Raw genomic sequence first — 15,430 nt, 5'->3', positions numbered from 1 at the left:
GCCGTGATCGCCAAGGGAGAACGTAGATGGCACTGACCCAATCCCAGCGCCTGGTGCAGGTCAACGGCCCGCTGGGCGCCAATGTCCTGCTGCTGCAGAGCCTGGAAGGCAGCGAGGAACTCGGACGGCCCTTCCAGTACCAGCTGGAGCTGACCTCTGAGGACGCCTCGGTCAAGTTCGACCAGCTGCTGGGTAAACCCATGGGCCTGGCGCTGGAGCTGCACGACGCCGGCGAGCGCTACTTCCACGGCATCGTCTGCGCCTGCCGGCAGACCGTCGGCACCGGCCAGTACGCCGGCTACCAGGTGACCCTGCGGCCCTGGCTGTGGCTGCTCAGCCGCACCTCGGACTGCCGCATCTTCCAGAACAAGACGGTGCCGGACATCATCAAGCAGGTGTTCCGCGACCTGGGGTTCTCCGACTTCGAGGACAGCCTCAGCGGCAGCTACCGCGAGTGGGAATACTGCGTGCAGTACCGCGAAACCAGCTTCGACTTCGTCAGCCGGCTGATGGAGCAGGAAGGCATCTACTACTACTTCCGCCACGAAAAGGCGCGCCACGTGCTGGTGCTGGCCGATGCCTACGGCGCCCATTCGACGGTGGAGGGCTACGCCTCGGTGCCCTTCTTCCCGCCCGAGCAGCAGATGCGCGAGCGCGATCATTTCTACGACTGGCAACTGGCGCGCGAGGTGCAGCCCGGCGCCCTGGCGCTGACCGACTACGATTTCCAGCGCCCCAGCGCCAGCCTGGAGGTGCGCTCCAGCGTGTCGCGCAGCCACAGCAACGCCGAATACCCGCTGTTCGACTACCCCGGCGAGTACGTGCAGAGCAAAGACGGCGAGCATTATGCGCGCACCCGCATCGAGGCCATCCATACCCGCTTCGAGCGCGTGCAGCTGCGTGGCCGCGCCCGCGGCCTGGGCTCGGGGCACCTGTTCAAGCTCAGCGGCTACGAGCGCGCCGACCAGAACCGCGAATACCTGGTGGTGGGCGCACGCTACCGCATCCACCAGGAGCCCTACGAAACCGGCTTCGGCGACAGCAGCGAGCAGTTCACCAGCGAGCTGGACTGCATGGACGCCAGCCAGGCCTTCCGCCCGCTGCCGTTGACGCCGCTGCCCATCGTCCGTGGGCCGCAGACCGCCATGGTGGTCGGGCCCAGCGGCGAGGAGATCTGGACCGACCAGTACGGCCGGGTCAAAGTGCACTTCTACTGGGATCGCCACGACCAGTCCGACGAGAACAGCTCCTGCTGGATGCGCGTGTCGCAGGCCTGGGCCGGCAAGAACTGGGGCGCGATCCAGCTGCCGCGCATCGGCCAGGAGGTGATCGTCAGCTTCCTCGAAGGCGACCCGGACCGGCCGATCATCACCGGCCGCGTCTACAACGCCGAGCAGACGGTGCCCTACGACCTGCCGGCCAACGCCACCCAGAGCGGGGTCAAGAGCCGTTCGAGCAAGGAAGGCACGCCGGCCAACTTCAACGAGATCCGCATGGAGGACAAGAAGGGCGAGGAACAGCTGTTCATCCACGCGGAAAAGAACCAGGACATCGAGGTCGAGAACGACGAGACCCACTGGGTCGGCCACGATCGCACCAAGACCATCGACAACGACGAAACCGTGCACGTCAAACACGACCGCACCGAGACGGTGGACAACATCGAGACCATCACCATCGGCGTCGACCGTATCGAGAAGGTCGGCAACAACGAATCCATCACCATCGGCGTCAACCGCACCGAAAGCGTCGGCAGCAACGAAGACATCACCATCGGCGCCAACCGCACCGAGAACGTCGGCAGCAACGAGAGCATCACCATCGGCAGCAACCGCACCGAGAACGTCGGCAGCGACGAGAGCATCACCATCGGCAACAACCGCACCGAAAACGTCGGCAGCAACGAGAACATCACTATCGGCAGCAACCGCACCGAGAGCGTCGGCAGCAACGAAGAAATCAGCATCGGCAGCAACCAGAGCACCAGCATCGGCAAGAACGAGTCGCGCAGCGTCGGCCAGAGCCGCGACAGCAGCATCGGCAAGGACGACAGCCTGAGCGTCGGCAAGAACTTCTCGCTGACCGCCGGCGACTCCATCACCCTGACCACCGGCTCGGCCAGCATCACCATGAAGAAGGACGGCACCATCACCATCCGCGGCAAGGACATCACCATCGACGGCTCCGGCGCGATCAACGTCAAGGCCAGCAAGAACGTGGTGGTCAAGGGGCAGAAGATTCTGCAGAACTAGCAGGCCGGTTCTACCCACGGCCAGGAGCCCAGCTATGACGGTTCAATACTGCCTGCCCAGCCAGGCGCGCCTCGACGGCGTGATGATCGGCACCCTGCTCGCCCTGTCCGAGGACGGCGTGCCGCGGGTGAGCTTTCCCGGTTGCGCCGATGCCCAGGGCGTAAGCGCTCGCAGCATGGCGCCGCTGGCCGCCGCGGATATCGGCGCCCAGGTCGCGCTGATGTTCGAGAACGGCGACCCGAGTCGCCCGCTGCTGATCGGCCGCCTGCTCGGCGCGCCGGCGACGCCCCAGGTGCAGCTGGACGACGAACGCCTGGAGCTGCGCGCCGAACGGGAAATCGTGCTGCGCTGCGGCAAGGCCAGCATCACCATGACCCGCGCCGGTAAGGTGATCATCCAGGGCGCCTACCTCTCCAGCCGCTCCAGCGGGGTCAACCGCATCAAGGGCGGCTCGGTGCAGATCAACTAGAAGGCGCAGGCCCATGCAACTGCTCAATGCCACCCGACTGATGGCGGCCTTCACCCAGGGCCTGGCGCCCGACGGGCGCGAATCGCTGGTAGTGATCGCCAAGGGCACCTTCGACCTGCCGCTGGACGGCCGCGAGGCGCGCCTGCTCGACACCCAGCAGCCGCTGCTGATGGCCGATACCTTTCACGGCGAGCCGGGCCTCAGCGCACCGCTGCAGGAAATGGACTTCGCCCCGGTCAAACCCTTCTGCGACGTGCTGGTACAGGGCAAGGCCCATGCGCCGGGCGGCAAGCCGGCGACCCAGATCACCGCCGGCATCCGCGTCGGCCGGGTCGGCAAGGCCTTCTCGGTACTCGGCCCCAGGCACTGGCAGCCAGGGCTGCTCGGCGTCGCGCCCGGGCTACCGCAGCCTTTTCTCGAACAGACGATTTCCTACGCCCAGGCCTTTGGCGGCGCCCATCCGCTCAAGGGCAACCCCGAGCAACAACAGGCCTACCCGGATAACCCGGCCGGCATCGGCTGGTATCCGCGTGGCACGGACAGTGCCGACATGCTCGGCATGCCGATGCCCTGCACCGAGGAGCTGGGCAAGCCGGTCGACAGCCCGCATGGCGACTTCCGCCCCATGGCGCTGGGGCCCATCGGCCGTCACTGGCCGCAGCGCGCCGCCTTTGCCGGCACCTACGACGAGGCCTGGTTGGCGGACTGCTTTCCCTTCCTGCCGGCCGATTTCGACAACCGCTACTTCCAGGCCGCGCCGGCCGATCAGCAGACCGATTACCTCAAGGGCGGCGAGGAGGTGCTGCTGCTCAACCTCACGGCGCAGGAACGCGCGGGCTTTCGCATTCCGCAGATGTCCGTGCCGGTAACCTTCTTTCTCAACAAGGGCGGCCATGAGACGGTGCATGCCGTGATCGACACCCTGCTGATCGACACCGAGGCGCGCCAGGTGCAGCTGACCTGGCGCACCAGTCGACCGCTCAAACGCAACATGTTCGAGATCGCCCAGGTGCTGGTGGGCAGCATGTCGCGCGCCTGGTGGCGTGCCCGCGAGCTGGGCAAGGATTACCACGCCGGCCTCGGCAGCCTGGTCAAGTCCAGACACCAGGCGACGGAGGCCGACTGATGAACGCCCTGTGCATTCTCGGCTCCGGCATGGTCAGCGCGGTCGGCCTCAGTGCCCCGGCCAGCTGCGCGGCGATTCGCTGCGCCATCGACAACTTCCAGGAAACCCGCTTTATCGACCGTGGCGGCGAATGGCTGATCGCCGCCAGCGTGCCGCTGGAACAGCCCTGGCGAGGCCGCGCCAAGCTGATCAAGATGGCCGCCCGCGCCATCGCCGAAGCCCTGCAGAGTGCCCCCGGCGTCGATCCGGCGCAAACCCCGCTGCTGCTCGGCGTCGCCGAACGGGAACGCCCAGGGCGGCTGGAGGGCCTGGACATCGAATTGCTGCACGATATCGAGCGGGAGCTGGGCCTGGCCTTTCATCCCAGCTCCAATGTCATCGCTCGTGGCCGTGTCAGCGGCGCCGTGGCCCTGCTCAATGCGCGCAAGCTGATCTACCAGGGCGGCCATCGCCACGTGCTGATCGCCGGTGTCGATTCCTTCCTCAGCGCGCCGACCCTGGCCGCCTTCGAGGAGCGCGAACGTCTGCTGACCAGCCAGAACTCCAACGGCTTTATCCCGGGTGAAGGTGCCGCCGCCGTGGTGATCGGCGCTCCGGTCGCCAGCGAGGAGCCGCAACTGGCTTGCCTCGGCCTGGGCTTCGGCATGGAGCCGGCGACGGTGGAAAGCGAAGACATCCCCCTGCGCGCCGAGGGCCTGACCCAGGCCATCCGCGCCGCCTTGGCCGAGGTAGGCTGCGGTCTGGAGCAGATGGACTACCGCGTCACCGACCTGTCCGGCGAGCAGTACTACTTCAAGGAAGCCTCGCTGGCCCTGAGCCGCAGCCTGCGCGTGCGCAAGGAGTTCTTCCATATCTGGCACCCGGCCGACTGCATCGGCGAAGTCGGCGCCGCCATCGGTCCGGCCATGCTCGCCGTGGCCCTGGCCGCCAGCCGCAAGGCTTACGGTGATGGGCCGAACATCCTATGCCACCTGGGCAACGACGCCGGCCAACGCGCCGCCGCCCTGCTCAGCTACCAACCGGTGAGGGCCGCCTGATGGGCAACCAGGTCTACGCCAACAACATGGAAGTGTCGTGCAAGTCGGCCGACGGCAAGGCCGTGGCCTGCTTTCCGGACGTCTGCTTCACCCCGCCGCAGACCCCGGCCACCCCGCCCGGGGTGCCCATCCCCTACCCCAACACCGGCATGGCCAAGGACACCACCAACGGCACCCGCACGGTGAAGATCACCGGCAAGGAAGTGATGCTCAAGAACAAGAGCTACTTCAAGACCAGCTACGGCGACGAGGCCGGCTGCGCGCCGAAGAAAGGGGTGATCACCAGCAAGAACAAGGGCAAGGTGTACTTCACCTCCTGGTCGATGGATGTGAAGTTCGAGGGAGAGAATGTGGTCAGGAACCTGGATATGACCACCCATAACCATGCGTCGATGCCAGGCAATACGCCGCTTTGGCCCTATATCGATGCGGTTGCCGCAGCCGCCAATCCTTCCGATCCCTGTCACACAGTCACCAAGGGTCTGGCCGATAACGACTGCCAACGCCATGTCAAAGCCAATACATACTCCACAGGAGCAGTAAATAGAGCGGGAGCTTCCGAGGCGATTTGCAAAGACCCCAAATGCAAGGAAGCAATGGCCTGTGTACTGACGCCTTACAGCCCGTCAAATTGCTGTGACGGCAAGACACCGCACCATATCGTGCCCAAGTCTCAGTTCAAAGAACGCGGCAAGGGGGGCAAAGCGCTATTGCTGGATGCAAATGGCGATAACAAGTACGACCCCGACAAGGCGCCTTGTATCTGCGAGGATGGGCACAGCCACTCAACCGGTACCCATGGTGATATTCATGAGGAGACCAACCTGCTGACGGTGACGCACGCCAAGGTGGCTCCCCATGTGACAGGCAAGACAATCGATCCCAGCGCACGTTGGGATGTCGCCGACGCTGAGGCTGTTGGTGCCAAAGCCTCCAAGAAAGGCGGTAGCCAGTGCGATGAAGAATGCACCAAAAGCCAAGTAAGAGCAGGCCACCAACAGATGGGTATTGGGCCGAATGACAAGATACGCCCTTCCACAGCCGGCCATGTGCCTGAGCCATCAAACCCGACAACCTTCCCATAGTTCCCTGCTACCAAGGAGTGCCAGATGCCTGCAAAACCATTGGATGGCCTGATCATTCGCACGGCGATCGCTCGCATTCCCGGTGCGGGCTACATCTACGCGGCTGATCCACAGAGAGAGGCCCAGGATATTCCCCATGCGATCATCCTGAAATTTAAGGATGGTGAGTTCATCCGTACCGAGGCCAACTACAACGCTCATTCGCTGGCTATCGTCTCGCAACCGGGACCTGGTCTCATCGATGTATCCGGGCCTGGTTATTACTCGGCGATCATGGCCAGCGGAACCAGCTCGGGCGATATCTTCGACGACAGCAAGCCCGCTCCCCAGAAACCGAGAACCGGGGGCATACGTGCCGTTGCAGCTATTGCCGGCCGGGCTTTTGCCGTTGGTCTGCGAGGTATGGTGTATCGCTTCGACGGCCCCAAGACCTGGACACGCATCGATGATGGCCTGCCGGATACGTTCAATGCCCAGGCCATCCATGGCTTTTCCGAAACGGAGCTTTATGCGGTCGGTCGCGAGGGCGCAATCTGGTCATATGATGGACATGGATGGCATCCCTGCGAATCACCCACCTCGGTCACTCTTACTTCGGTCAAGTGCGCTCCCAACGGCATGGTGTATGCGGCCGGTCATCATGGTGTATTGCTACAGGGGCGGCATGATCAATGGAGCGTCATCGATCATGCAGAGACCAGCAACGATATCTGGGATTTGGAATGGTTCATGGATCACCTCTACGTCTCCACCATGTCGAATGTCTACCGTTTGGATGGCGTGCAACTGCAACCGGTGAACTTCGGTGAGGATCAACCGAAGTCCTGCTACCAGTTGAGCGCCGGCGAGGGGGTGATGTGGTCGAACGGAGAGTTCGACCTGATGTCCTTCGATGGCCAGCAGTGGAGTCGGATCGTGTAGCCGTGAGTGCAGTCACGCTCTCCACCTGCATGGAACAACACTGATGCCACCGATCACCAGCATGCTCGACCAACACAGCGAAGAAGCCGCATTCCTCGGCCTGCTGCGCAGCATCGCCGTCCACGAGCCCCACTACGACCTCAACCATCTGAGCACCCTGGACAACCGTATCGAGGCCCATCTGGACGGCCTACGTATCGCCGGCCCGGTCGCTCTAGAAACCCTGCTGCAGCAGCTCGATCCCAACGCCCAGGGAGAAGTCTTCGCGGCCACGGTGCTGGCCTTCGAGACCGCCAATACCGCCGCCATGGCCCGGCTGGCCGAGCATGTGCGCGCCGCCCCCGACAGCGCACGTTTTATGGCCGCGGCCCTGGGCTGGCTGGATTGGGCCCGAGTCGAGCCTTGGGTGGACAAGCTGCTTGGCTCGCCCGAGGCACTGTTTCGTCAGATCGGCCTGGCCGCCTGCGGCATGCACCGCCGCGATCCGGGGCCGGCGCTGATCGCCGGGCTGGCGCATGCCGACGCAGCAGTCGTCGCCCAGGCCGCGCGCACCGCCGGCGAGTTGCGCCGGCGCGATCTGCTGCCGGCGATCCGTGCCCATCGCCTGCATGCCGACGAAAACGCGCGCTTCTGGGCCAACTGGGCCACGGTGCAGATGGGCGACGAGGAGGCGCTGCTGCCGCTGCGCCAGTTCGCCGAACAACCGGGCCCGCTGCAGCAGCGCGCCTTGCCGGTGCTACTGGCCTGGCAGCCCAGAGAAACCAGCGTCGCCTGGATTCGTCAGTTGATGCCGCAAGCGCAGCAGCGCCGCATGGTCATCCAGGCGATCGGCCTGCTGGGCGATCCGTTAAGCCTGCCCTGGCTGATCCAGCAGATGCAGGAGGTGCCGCAGGCCCGGGTCGCCGGTGAGGCCTTCAGCCTCATCACTGGAGCAGACCTGGCGTTGCTCGATCTGGAGCTGCGCGACACCCCCGAGCACGACGCCGGCCCCAACGACGATCCGGCGGATGCCAACGTGGCCATGGACGAGGACGAGAACCTGCCCTGGCCCGATCCGGCGTTGGTCGAGGCCTGGTGGCAAGGGGAGAAAGGCACGTACCAGAATGGCCAGGGCTATTTCCTTGGCCAACCGATAAGCGAGCAGGGCTATCGCCTGGCCCTATCCACTGCACAGCAGCGCCAACGCAGGGTCGCGGCCTATGGCCTGGCGCGTTTTCGCCCGACCGAGGCGTTGTTCCCGGTCGCCGCGCCCGCCTGGCGGCAGCGGGCCTTGCTCAAGACATGAAAGTGGGAGAACCGCTCCTGGCGGTGCAGCCTAGGCGGCCGGATAACGGCTGACTTCGATCAGATTGCCGTCCGGGTCGCGGAAGTACACCGACTCGATGGGACCGATGGCGCCAGTGCGCGCCACCGGCCCCTCCTCCACCTCGACGCCCTGCGCTGCCAGATGACTGAGGATGCGCTCCAGCGGCCAGGTGCTGATCAGACACAGGTCGATGGCACCCGGCGTCGGCCTGGCGGCCTTTGGCTCGAACTCGCGGCCGGCCTGGTGCAGGTTGAATTTCTGTTGACCGAAGACCAGCGCACTGCGCCCGGCGCCGAAGCGCTCGTGGCGCATGCCCAGCACCCGTTCGTAAAAGGCGACGGTGGCGTCGATATCGACCACGGTCAGCACCAGGTGATCCAGTCGCTCGATCATGTTCAATGCCTGTCCAGCAGATGAAAACGCGGCAGCCCCAGGTGCCAGTGGATCGCCGCCAGGCGCGCGCCCAGCACCACCAGCATGGCCGCGCTGGTATCCAGCCAGTGCGGCGTGTCCAGCGCGCGCAGGCCGATAAAGGTCAGCGCGCCGGCGATGCAGGCGGTGGCGTAGATTTCCTTCTGAAAGATCAGCGGGATCTCGTTGCACAGCACGTCGCGGATCACCCCGCCGACCACGCCGGTCATCACCCCCATGATCACCGCGGTGCTGACCGGCGTGCCGTGCTGCAGGGCCAGTTCGGTGCCGTACACGGTGAACACCGCCAGGCCGAAGGCGTCGGCGATCAGCAGGCCCTTCTCATGGATCGGTCGGGTCATGCGCACCCAGACCACCGTGCCCAGCGCCGCCAGCGACGCCACCAGGATATAGGTGTCGTCGCGTATCCAGCTGACCGGGTGATTGTCCAGAATCAGGTCACGCAGGGTGCCACCGCCCAGGGCGGTGACGATGGCCATGACCAGCACGCCGAACAGGTCCATGGATTTGCGCCCGGCCATCAGCGCGCCGGTGATGGCGAACACCGCCACGCCGAACAGGTCGGCGAAGTAGAACAGCTCCTGCATAACCGCCTCAGCGACTGACTGGCGTACGCAAAGTGACGAACTCCTCGGCGGCGCTCGGGTGCACGCCGATGGTCTCGTCGAATATCTGCTTGGTGGCGCCGGCCTTGAGCGCGATGGCCAGGCCCTGGACGATTTCGCCCGCCTCCGGGCCGACCATGTGGCAGCCCAGCACGCGGTCGCTGTCGGCATCGACCACCAGCTTCATCAGGGTGCGCTCCTGGCATTCGGTGAGGGTCAGCTTCATCGGTCGGAAGCGGCTCTCGAAAATCTGCACGCGGTGCCCCGCTTCGACCGCCTGTTCCTCGCTCAGGCCGACGGTGCCGATATTCGGCAGGCTGAACACTGCAGTGGGAATCATCCGGTAGTCCAGCGGGCGGTACTGCTCCGGCTTGAACAGGCGGCGCGCCACGGCCATGCCTTCGGCCAGCGCCACCGGGGTCAGCTGTACGCGGCCGATCACGTCACCGATGGCGAGGATCGACGGTGTACTGGTCTGGAACTGCTCGTCCACTTCGATATGGCCGCGCTCGTCCAGCTTCACCTCGACGTTTTCCAGGCCCAGGTTGTCCAGCATCGGCCGGCGGCCGGTGGCGTAGAACACGCAGTCGGCCTGCAGCACGCGGCCGTCCTTGAGGGTGGCATTGAGGCTGCCGTCGGTTTGCCGTTCGATACGCTCGATATCGGCGTTGAACTGCAGGTCGATGCCTTTCTTGCTCAGTTCCTCCTTCAGGTGCCGACGCACCGCGCCGTCGAAGCCGCGCAGGAATAGATCGCCGCGGTAGAGCTGGGTGACCTGGGCGCCCAGGCCATGGAAGATCGAGGCGAATTCCACGGCGATATAGCCGCCGCCCACCACCAGCACGCGCTTGGGCAGGGTTTCCAGGAAGAACGCCTCGTTGGAGCTGATGGCATGCTCGCGCCCCGGGATATCGGGGATCTGCGGCCAGCCGCCGGTGGCGATGAGGATGCGTTCGGCGCTGTGGCGCTGACCGTTCACCTCGACGCTATGGGCGTCGAGAATCCGCGCGTGACCTTCGAACAGGCTCACCCCGCTACTCTCCAGTAGGTTGCGGTAGATGCCGTTGAGGCGCTGGATCTCGCGGTTCTTGTTGGCGATCAGGGTCGCCCAGTCGAAGTTCGCCTCGCCCAGCGACCAGCCGAAACCGCCGGCCTGCTCGAAGTCTTCGGCGAAATGCGCACCGTAGACCAGCAGCTTTTTCGGCACGCAGCCGACGTTGACGCAGGTGCCGCCCAGGTAGCGGCTCTCGGCCACGGCCACGCGGGCCCCAAAACCGGCGGCGAAGCGCGCCGCGCGGACGCCGCCGGAACCGGCGCCGATAACGAACAGGTCGAAGTCGTAACTCATCTGCGGCCTCCTTGGACAGGACGCCAGCATACCGGAAAGGCAAAGACTAAGCTGACAGCCAAGGAGGAAAGCCGCCATGCGCCCGACCCTGACCCACCTGGCGCTGCACGTGCCCGATCTGGACGCCTGCATCGCCTTCTACCAACGCTACTGCGCCATGCAGGTGATCCACCAGCGCCCCGGCAAGGGCACGCGCATCGTCTGGATGGCCGAGCCGGGCAAGGAGCATCAGTTCATCTTCGTCATCATGCCCGGCGGCCAGGATCGCCGGCTGGCCAGCGACGACTACAGCCATTTCGGCTTCGCCCTGGCCAGCCGCGAGGAGGTCGACCGCGTCGCGGCCATGGCCGCGGAAGACGGCTGCCTGATCTGGCCGCCACGCGACGAGCCCTACCCGGTCGGCTACTACTGCGGCCTGCGCGACCCGGCCGGCAACTACGTGGAGTTCAGCTACGGCCAGCCGCTGGGGCCGGGGTCGGAGCGGATGCCCATCCCCTGAAACGCAAGACGCCACCCGAAGGTGGCGTCCTGTGTTGCGCAGGCCTGGTGCGCACGGCACATCCTACGGGGGCCCCGGTTGCCGAGGCTCAGTAGGCCTTGCCGGTCTTGTACAGGTTCTCGAAGCAGAAATTGGTCGCCTCGATATAGCCTTCGGCGCTGCCGCAGTCGAAGCGCTGGCCCTTGAACTTGTACGCCATCACGCAGCCCTGCTGGGCCTGGCGCATCAGCGCATCGGTGATCTGAATCTCGCCGCCCTTGCCCGGCGGGGTGTCGCGGATCAGATCGAAGATGTCCGGGGTGAGGATGTAGCGGCCGATGATCGCCAGGTTCGACGGCGCGTCCTCGGGCTTGGGCTTCTCCACCATGTTGCTGACCCGGTAGATGTCGTCGCGGATCATCTCGCCGGCGATCACCCCGTACTTGTGGGTCTCGTCCCGCGGCACCTCCTGGATGGCGACGATGGAGCAGCGGAACTGCTTGTACAGCTTGACCATCTGGGTCAGCACGCTGTCGCCTTCCAGGTTCAGGCACAGGTCGTCGGCCAGCACCACGGCGAAGGGTTCGTCACCGATCAGCGGCTGGCCACAGAGGATGGCGTGCCCCAGGCCCTTCATCTCCACCTGGCGGGTGTAGGCGAAGCTGCACTCGTCGATCAGGCGGCGGATGCCGACCAGGTACTTTTCCTTGTCGGTGTCGCGGATCTGGTGCTCCAGCTCGTAGCTGACGTCGAAATGGTCCTCCAGCGCGCGCTTGCCGCGGCCGGTGACCATGGCGATCTCGGTGAGACCAGCGGACAGCGCCTCTTCGACGCCGTACTGGATCAGCGGCTTGTTCACCACCGGCAACATTTCCTTGGGCATGGCCTTGGTCGCGGGCAAGAAGCGGGTGCCGTAACCGGCGGCGGGGAACAGGCATTTCTTGATCATGGGACTCCCAGATGGCGTGTGGAATGCGCCGCCAGTCTATCAAGCTGCGCTGGCCTTACAACTGCCCAGCGCCGGCCGGCCGATGCCGCGATAGAGGAAACCCAGCTCGGCGAGCTGCGCCGCATCGTAGATATTGCGCCCGTCGAACAGCACCGGCATGCGCATCGCGGCGCGGATGCGCAGAAAGTCCGGCTGGCGGAACTGCTTCCACTCGGTCACCAGCGCCAGGGCGTCGGCGCCCTCGCTGACCACATAGGGCGAATCGCTGAGCAGCAACTGACCCTTGGCCAGGTACTCGGCGTAGCGTGGCGCCAGCGCCGGGGTCGCCACCGGATCGCAGGCCTGCACCCGCGCACCCGCCGTCAGCAGCGCGTCGAGCAGCACCAGGCTGGGCGCCTCGCGCAGATCGTCGGTGCCGGGTTTGAACGCCAGCCCCCACAGCGCCACCACCCTGCCCTGCAGATGGCCGTTGAAGTGCTCGCGCAGGGCCTGGAACAGCAGGGTCTTCTGCAGCGCATTGCGCGCCTCCACCGCCCGCAGGATGCCCGGCTCGAAACCCTCCAGCTCGGCGGTGCGGATCAGCGCGCGCACGTCCTTGGGAAAGCAGGAGCCGCCGTAGCCGCAACCGGCGTAGATGAAGTGGGTGCCGATGCGCTTGTCGCTGCCGATGCCGCGGCGCACCTCCTCGATGTCCACCCCCAGGCGCGCGCAGATGCCGGCCATCTCGTTGATGAAGGAAATCTTGGTGGCGAGAAAGGCATTGGCCGCGTACTTGCTGAACTCCGCGGCGCGCACGCCCATGCACAGCAGGCGGTCGTGGTTGCGCAGGAACGGCGCGTAGAGCCGGCGCAGCAGCTCCGTGCCGCGCTCGTCGTCGCAGCCGACTATGACCCGGTCGGGGCGCATGAAGTCCTCGACCGCCGAACCCTCCTTGAGAAACTCCGGGTTGCTCGCCAGCATGACCCGGGCACGCAGGCCACGCCGCGCCAGGGCGGCGTTGATGCGCTGGGCGACGCGCTCGGCGGTGCCCACCGGCACGGTGGACTTGTCCACCACCAGGCAGCCGTGCTCGAGCTGTTCGCCCAGCTCATCCGCCACCGCCAGCACATGGGACAGATCGGCCGAACCGTCCTCGCCGCTGGGCGTGCCCACGGCGATGAAGACCACCTCGGCGCGGCGAATGCCGGCCTTGAGCTGCGCGGTGAAACTGAGTTGGCCGCTGGCCAGTTGCGCCTTGAGCATCGCCTCGAGGCCGGGTTCGTAGATCGGCACCTCGCCGCGGGCGAGCCGCGCCACCCGCAGGGGGTCGCGCTCGACGCAGATCACCCGGTTGCCCATCTCGGCAAAGCAGGTCGCCGTCACCAGCCCAACGTAGCCAGCCCCAATTACGCATATCTGCATCGCTGCATCCTCTCGACGGGTTGCAGCGATTGCAGCGGATGGCGGTGGCAGCGGTATGACCGTCAGGTGACCGGGCCATGACAGTCGGCGCAAGGCCATCCCTCAGTCGTCATCCCACTCCTTGCATTTCACCTCTTTCTTGTACTCGTCGCGCTTGGCGTCGATCTTCACCCGGCAGGCACCGTCGCGGAACTCCTCCTTCCATTCGCCGCGCGGCCAGCTTCGCCCGTGGCCGTCCGGGCATTTGATTTCCAGCAGGTAATCGCCCCGGTCGAACTCCTCTTTGACGCGGCACGGCCCGTCCCGGTAGCGGTTTTCCCATTTGTCATGACCATCGTGACGGTGTTCGGCGCTGGCCTGGCTGGCCTGGCTGGCCAACAGCGCCGCCCAGCAGAACGGCAGAACACCGCGCGAAATGAACCGACAGAGCATCATGCAACCTCGCCAATCAACCTCCTCCGCGACGGCGGAGGCACCGGATACCTCTCAGACAGCGGCGCCAGGTTATTTGCTCGCGGCTCGTTCGCTGTTTGTGCGCCGGCAAGCGGCGGGCAACGGCATCCATTCGCCCATGAATTCATCGACTGAATACCTGGCATCACGACATGCCATTTCTCAAATAGTCGCCGGGTCACTAGGGTGCGATGAGCCGGGCTCAGCGACATCAGCCAGGCGGTGTAGCGCGCCGGCCTCGCTGCCCGGCCTTCAGGGCGCCCCGCTTGGCGGTCTCGCCTCCATTTCCGTCCGCGACGCCAGCGATCAGCCAGGAGTTGACCATGCAAGATGCCGTAATCCTTTCCACCGCGCGCACGCCGATAGCCAAGGCCTTTCGCGGCGCATTCAACGACCTCAAAGCGCCCAGCATGAGCGCCATCGCCATCCAGGCGGCCGTGCAGCGCGCGGGGATCGACCCGGCGGCTATCGACGATGTGGTGATGGGCACGGCGATGCAGGGCGGCAGCGCCTCCACCAACCTGGCGCGCCTGTCCCTGCTGGCCGCCGGGCTGCCGCTGACGGTCAGCGGGCAGACCATCGACCGCCAGTGCGCCTCCGGCCTGATGGCCGTGTCCATCGCCGCCAAGCAGATCATGGTCGACGGCATGCAGATCGCCCTGGGCGCCGGCCAGGAGCAGATCAGCCTGGTGCAGAACCCGCATATGCAATGGGCCGCCGCGGATGCCGACGCCAATGTCACCCGCCACGCCGAGCACGCCTACATGCCCATGCTGCACACCGCCGAACGAGTGGCCAAGCGCTACGGCATCAGCCGCGAGGCGCAGGATGCCTATGCCCTCGAATCGCAGCGGCGCACCGCCGCGGCCCAGGCGGCCGGCCTGTTCGCCGAGGAGATAGTGCCGGTGACGGCGCGCAAGAAGCTGGTGGACAAGGCGAGCGGCGAAGTCAGCTACGAGGAAGTGACCCTGAGCCTGGACGAAGGCAATCGCCCGCAGACCCAGCTGGAGGACCTGAGTCGGCTCCAGCCGGTGGTCGGCGGCGGCTGCGTCACCGCTGGCAACGCCAGCCAGCTGTCCGATGGCGCCAGCGCCTGCGTGCTGGTGAGCGGCAGCCTGGCCGCCCGCCACGACGTCGCCCCGCTCGGCCTCTATCGCGGCATCGCCGTGGCCGGCCTGGCGCCGGAGGAAATGGGCATCGGCCCGGTGTTCGCCGTGCCCAAGCTGCTCAGGCAGCATGGCCTGAGGGTCGACGACATCGGCCTGTGGGAACTCAACGAAGCCTTCGCCTGCCAGGTGCTGTACTGCGCCGAACGGCTCGGCATCGACCCGAGCAAGCTCAACGTCAACGGCGGCGCCATCGCCATCGGCCACCCTTACGGCATGAGCGGCGCGCGCATGGTCGGCCACGCACTGCTGGAGGGCAAGCGCCGCGGCGTGAAGTTCGTCGTGGTGACCATGTGCGTGGGCGGCGGCATGGGCGCGGCCGGTCTGTTCGAAGTGCTGTAACGCCGTTCACGCCCCATCCAGCCCGGCGAAGCCGTGCGCACCAGCCGTTGGTGCGCGCGG

Annotated in this window: 15 protein-coding genes; 9 read left to right on the top strand and 6 right to left on the bottom strand. The window is 65.8% G+C overall.

The window, feature by feature from the left end:
- Positions 1-26 precede the first annotated feature (26 nt).
- Genes ACW9UL_RS12850 through ACW9UL_RS12820 form a run of 7 tightly spaced genes read left to right on the top strand, consistent with a single transcriptional unit; the run spans position 27 to position 8,175 of the window.
- On the top strand, positions 27-2,252 hold the full coding sequence (locus ACW9UL_RS12850; protein WP_457787250.1) for a type VI secretion system Vgr family protein: 2,226 nt from the start codon (positions 27-29) through the stop codon (positions 2,250-2,252).
- Positions 2,253-2,286: 34 nt separating this feature from the next.
- Complete coding sequence (locus ACW9UL_RS12845; protein WP_457787249.1) at positions 2,287-2,721, top strand: DUF6484 domain-containing protein; 435 nt, start codon at positions 2,287-2,289, stop codon at positions 2,719-2,721.
- Positions 2,722-2,734: 13 nt separating this feature from the next.
- Complete coding sequence (locus ACW9UL_RS12840) at positions 2,735-3,847, top strand: DUF2169 family type VI secretion system accessory protein (RefSeq protein ID WP_457787248.1); 1,113 nt, start codon at positions 2,735-2,737, stop codon at positions 3,845-3,847.
- A complete protein-coding gene (locus ACW9UL_RS12835) occupies positions 3,844-4,884 on the top strand; it encodes a hypothetical protein (protein ID WP_457790950.1) in 1,041 nt (346 codons plus the stop codon). Before ACW9UL_RS12840 ends, ACW9UL_RS12835 begins: the two co-directional genes overlap by 4 nt.
- Entirely contained in the window at positions 4,884-5,969 is a 1,086-nt protein-coding gene (locus ACW9UL_RS12830; RefSeq protein WP_457787247.1) for an HNH/endonuclease VII fold toxin-2 domain-containing protein, read from the top strand. The genes ACW9UL_RS12835 and ACW9UL_RS12830 overlap by 1 nt, the downstream gene beginning before the upstream one ends.
- A 24-nt stretch (positions 5,970-5,993) precedes the next feature.
- Complete coding sequence (locus ACW9UL_RS12825) at positions 5,994-6,890, top strand: WD40/YVTN/BNR-like repeat-containing protein (RefSeq protein WP_457787246.1); 897 nt, start codon at positions 5,994-5,996, stop codon at positions 6,888-6,890.
- A 43-nt stretch (positions 6,891-6,933) separates the two neighbouring features.
- On the top strand, positions 6,934-8,175 hold the full coding sequence (locus ACW9UL_RS12820) for a TIGR02270 family protein (protein WP_457787245.1): 1,242 nt from the start codon (positions 6,934-6,936) through the stop codon (positions 8,173-8,175).
- 30 nt (positions 8,176-8,205) lie between these two features.
- On the opposite strand, the gene ACW9UL_RS12815 is transcribed toward ACW9UL_RS12820, so the two are convergent.
- The 3 genes from ACW9UL_RS12815 to gorA are packed head-to-tail and all read right to left on the bottom strand — an operon-like array spanning position 8,206 to position 10,581.
- Positions 8,206-8,589, bottom strand: a complete 384-nt coding sequence (locus tag ACW9UL_RS12815; RefSeq protein WP_457787244.1) for a VOC family protein — start codon at positions 8,587-8,589, stop codon at positions 8,206-8,208.
- A gap of 2 nt (positions 8,590-8,591) precedes the next feature.
- Positions 8,592-9,215: a trimeric intracellular cation channel family protein gene (locus ACW9UL_RS12810; RefSeq protein WP_397498633.1), complete on the bottom strand. Its 624-nt coding sequence runs from the start codon at positions 9,213-9,215 to the stop codon at positions 8,592-8,594.
- A gap of 7 nt (positions 9,216-9,222) precedes the next feature.
- Positions 9,223-10,581, bottom strand: coding sequence for a glutathione-disulfide reductase (gorA, locus tag ACW9UL_RS12805; RefSeq protein WP_457787243.1), 1,359 nt, complete (start codon positions 10,579-10,581; stop codon positions 9,223-9,225).
- A 76-nt stretch (positions 10,582-10,657) separates the two neighbouring features.
- On the opposite strand from gorA, the gene ACW9UL_RS12800 reads away from it, so the two are divergent.
- Complete coding sequence (locus ACW9UL_RS12800) at positions 10,658-11,080, top strand: VOC family protein (protein ID WP_021442132.1); 423 nt, start codon at positions 10,658-10,660, stop codon at positions 11,078-11,080.
- An 88-nt stretch (positions 11,081-11,168) separates the two neighbouring features.
- Here ACW9UL_RS12800 and galU read toward each other — a convergent pair whose 3' ends face one another.
- From galU to ACW9UL_RS12785, 3 genes are all read right to left on the bottom strand, one after another.
- Entirely contained in the window at positions 11,169-12,008 is an 840-nt protein-coding gene (gene galU / locus ACW9UL_RS12795; protein WP_021442131.1) for a UTP--glucose-1-phosphate uridylyltransferase GalU, read from the bottom strand.
- Between the two features lie 39 nt (positions 12,009-12,047).
- A complete protein-coding gene (locus ACW9UL_RS12790; RefSeq protein WP_457787242.1) occupies positions 12,048-13,409 on the bottom strand; it encodes a UDP-glucose dehydrogenase family protein in 1,362 nt (453 codons plus the stop codon).
- 102 nt (positions 13,410-13,511) lie between these two features.
- A complete protein-coding gene (locus ACW9UL_RS12785; RefSeq protein WP_457787241.1) occupies positions 13,512-13,844 on the bottom strand; it encodes a hypothetical protein in 333 nt (110 codons plus the stop codon).
- Between the two features lie 341 nt (positions 13,845-14,185).
- Here ACW9UL_RS12785 and ACW9UL_RS12780 point away from each other — a divergent pair, with 341 nt between their 5' ends.
- Complete coding sequence (locus ACW9UL_RS12780) at positions 14,186-15,370, top strand: acetyl-CoA C-acyltransferase (RefSeq protein ID WP_457787240.1); 1,185 nt, start codon at positions 14,186-14,188, stop codon at positions 15,368-15,370.
- Positions 15,371-15,430 lie beyond the last annotated feature (60 nt).

Source organism: Pseudomonas sp. PL-6 (genome assembly GCF_054110165.1).
This window is presented reverse-complemented; position numbering and strand designations above follow the sequence as displayed.

Excerpts from the sequence above, each read along its gene's own strand:
- ACW9UL_RS12850 (WP_457787250.1), top strand. The coding sequence starts at position 27 with ATGGCACTGACCCAATCCCAGCGCCTGGTGCAGGTCAACGGCCCGCTG.
- ACW9UL_RS12845 (WP_457787249.1), top strand. The coding sequence starts at position 2,287 with ATGACGGTTCAATACTGCCTGCCCAGCCAGGCGCGCCTCGACGGCGTG.
- ACW9UL_RS12840 (WP_457787248.1), top strand. The coding sequence starts at position 2,735 with ATGCAACTGCTCAATGCCACCCGACTGATGGCGGCCTTCACCCAGGGC.
- ACW9UL_RS12830 (WP_457787247.1), top strand. The coding sequence starts at position 4,884 with ATGGGCAACCAGGTCTACGCCAACAACATGGAAGTGTCGTGCAAGTCG.
- ACW9UL_RS12825 (WP_457787246.1), top strand. The coding sequence starts at position 5,994 with ATGCCTGCAAAACCATTGGATGGCCTGATCATTCGCACGGCGATCGCT.
- ACW9UL_RS12820 (WP_457787245.1), top strand. The coding sequence starts at position 6,934 with ATGCCACCGATCACCAGCATGCTCGACCAACACAGCGAAGAAGCCGCA.
- ACW9UL_RS12815 (WP_457787244.1), bottom strand. The coding sequence starts at position 8,589 with ATGATCGAGCGACTGGATCACCTGGTGCTGACCGTGGTCGATATCGAC.
- ACW9UL_RS12810 (WP_397498633.1), bottom strand. The coding sequence starts at position 9,215 with ATGCAGGAGCTGTTCTACTTCGCCGACCTGTTCGGCGTGGCGGTGTTC.
- gorA (WP_457787243.1), bottom strand. The coding sequence starts at position 10,581 with ATGAGTTACGACTTCGACCTGTTCGTTATCGGCGCCGGTTCCGGCGGC.
- ACW9UL_RS12800 (WP_021442132.1), top strand. The coding sequence starts at position 10,658 with ATGCGCCCGACCCTGACCCACCTGGCGCTGCACGTGCCCGATCTGGAC.
- galU (WP_021442131.1), bottom strand. The coding sequence starts at position 12,008 with ATGATCAAGAAATGCCTGTTCCCCGCCGCCGGTTACGGCACCCGCTTC.
- ACW9UL_RS12790 (WP_457787242.1), bottom strand. The coding sequence starts at position 13,409 with ATGCAGATATGCGTAATTGGGGCTGGCTACGTTGGGCTGGTGACGGCG.
- ACW9UL_RS12785 (WP_457787241.1), bottom strand. The coding sequence starts at position 13,844 with ATGATGCTCTGTCGGTTCATTTCGCGCGGTGTTCTGCCGTTCTGCTGG.
- ACW9UL_RS12780 (WP_457787240.1), top strand. The coding sequence starts at position 14,186 with ATGCAAGATGCCGTAATCCTTTCCACCGCGCGCACGCCGATAGCCAAG.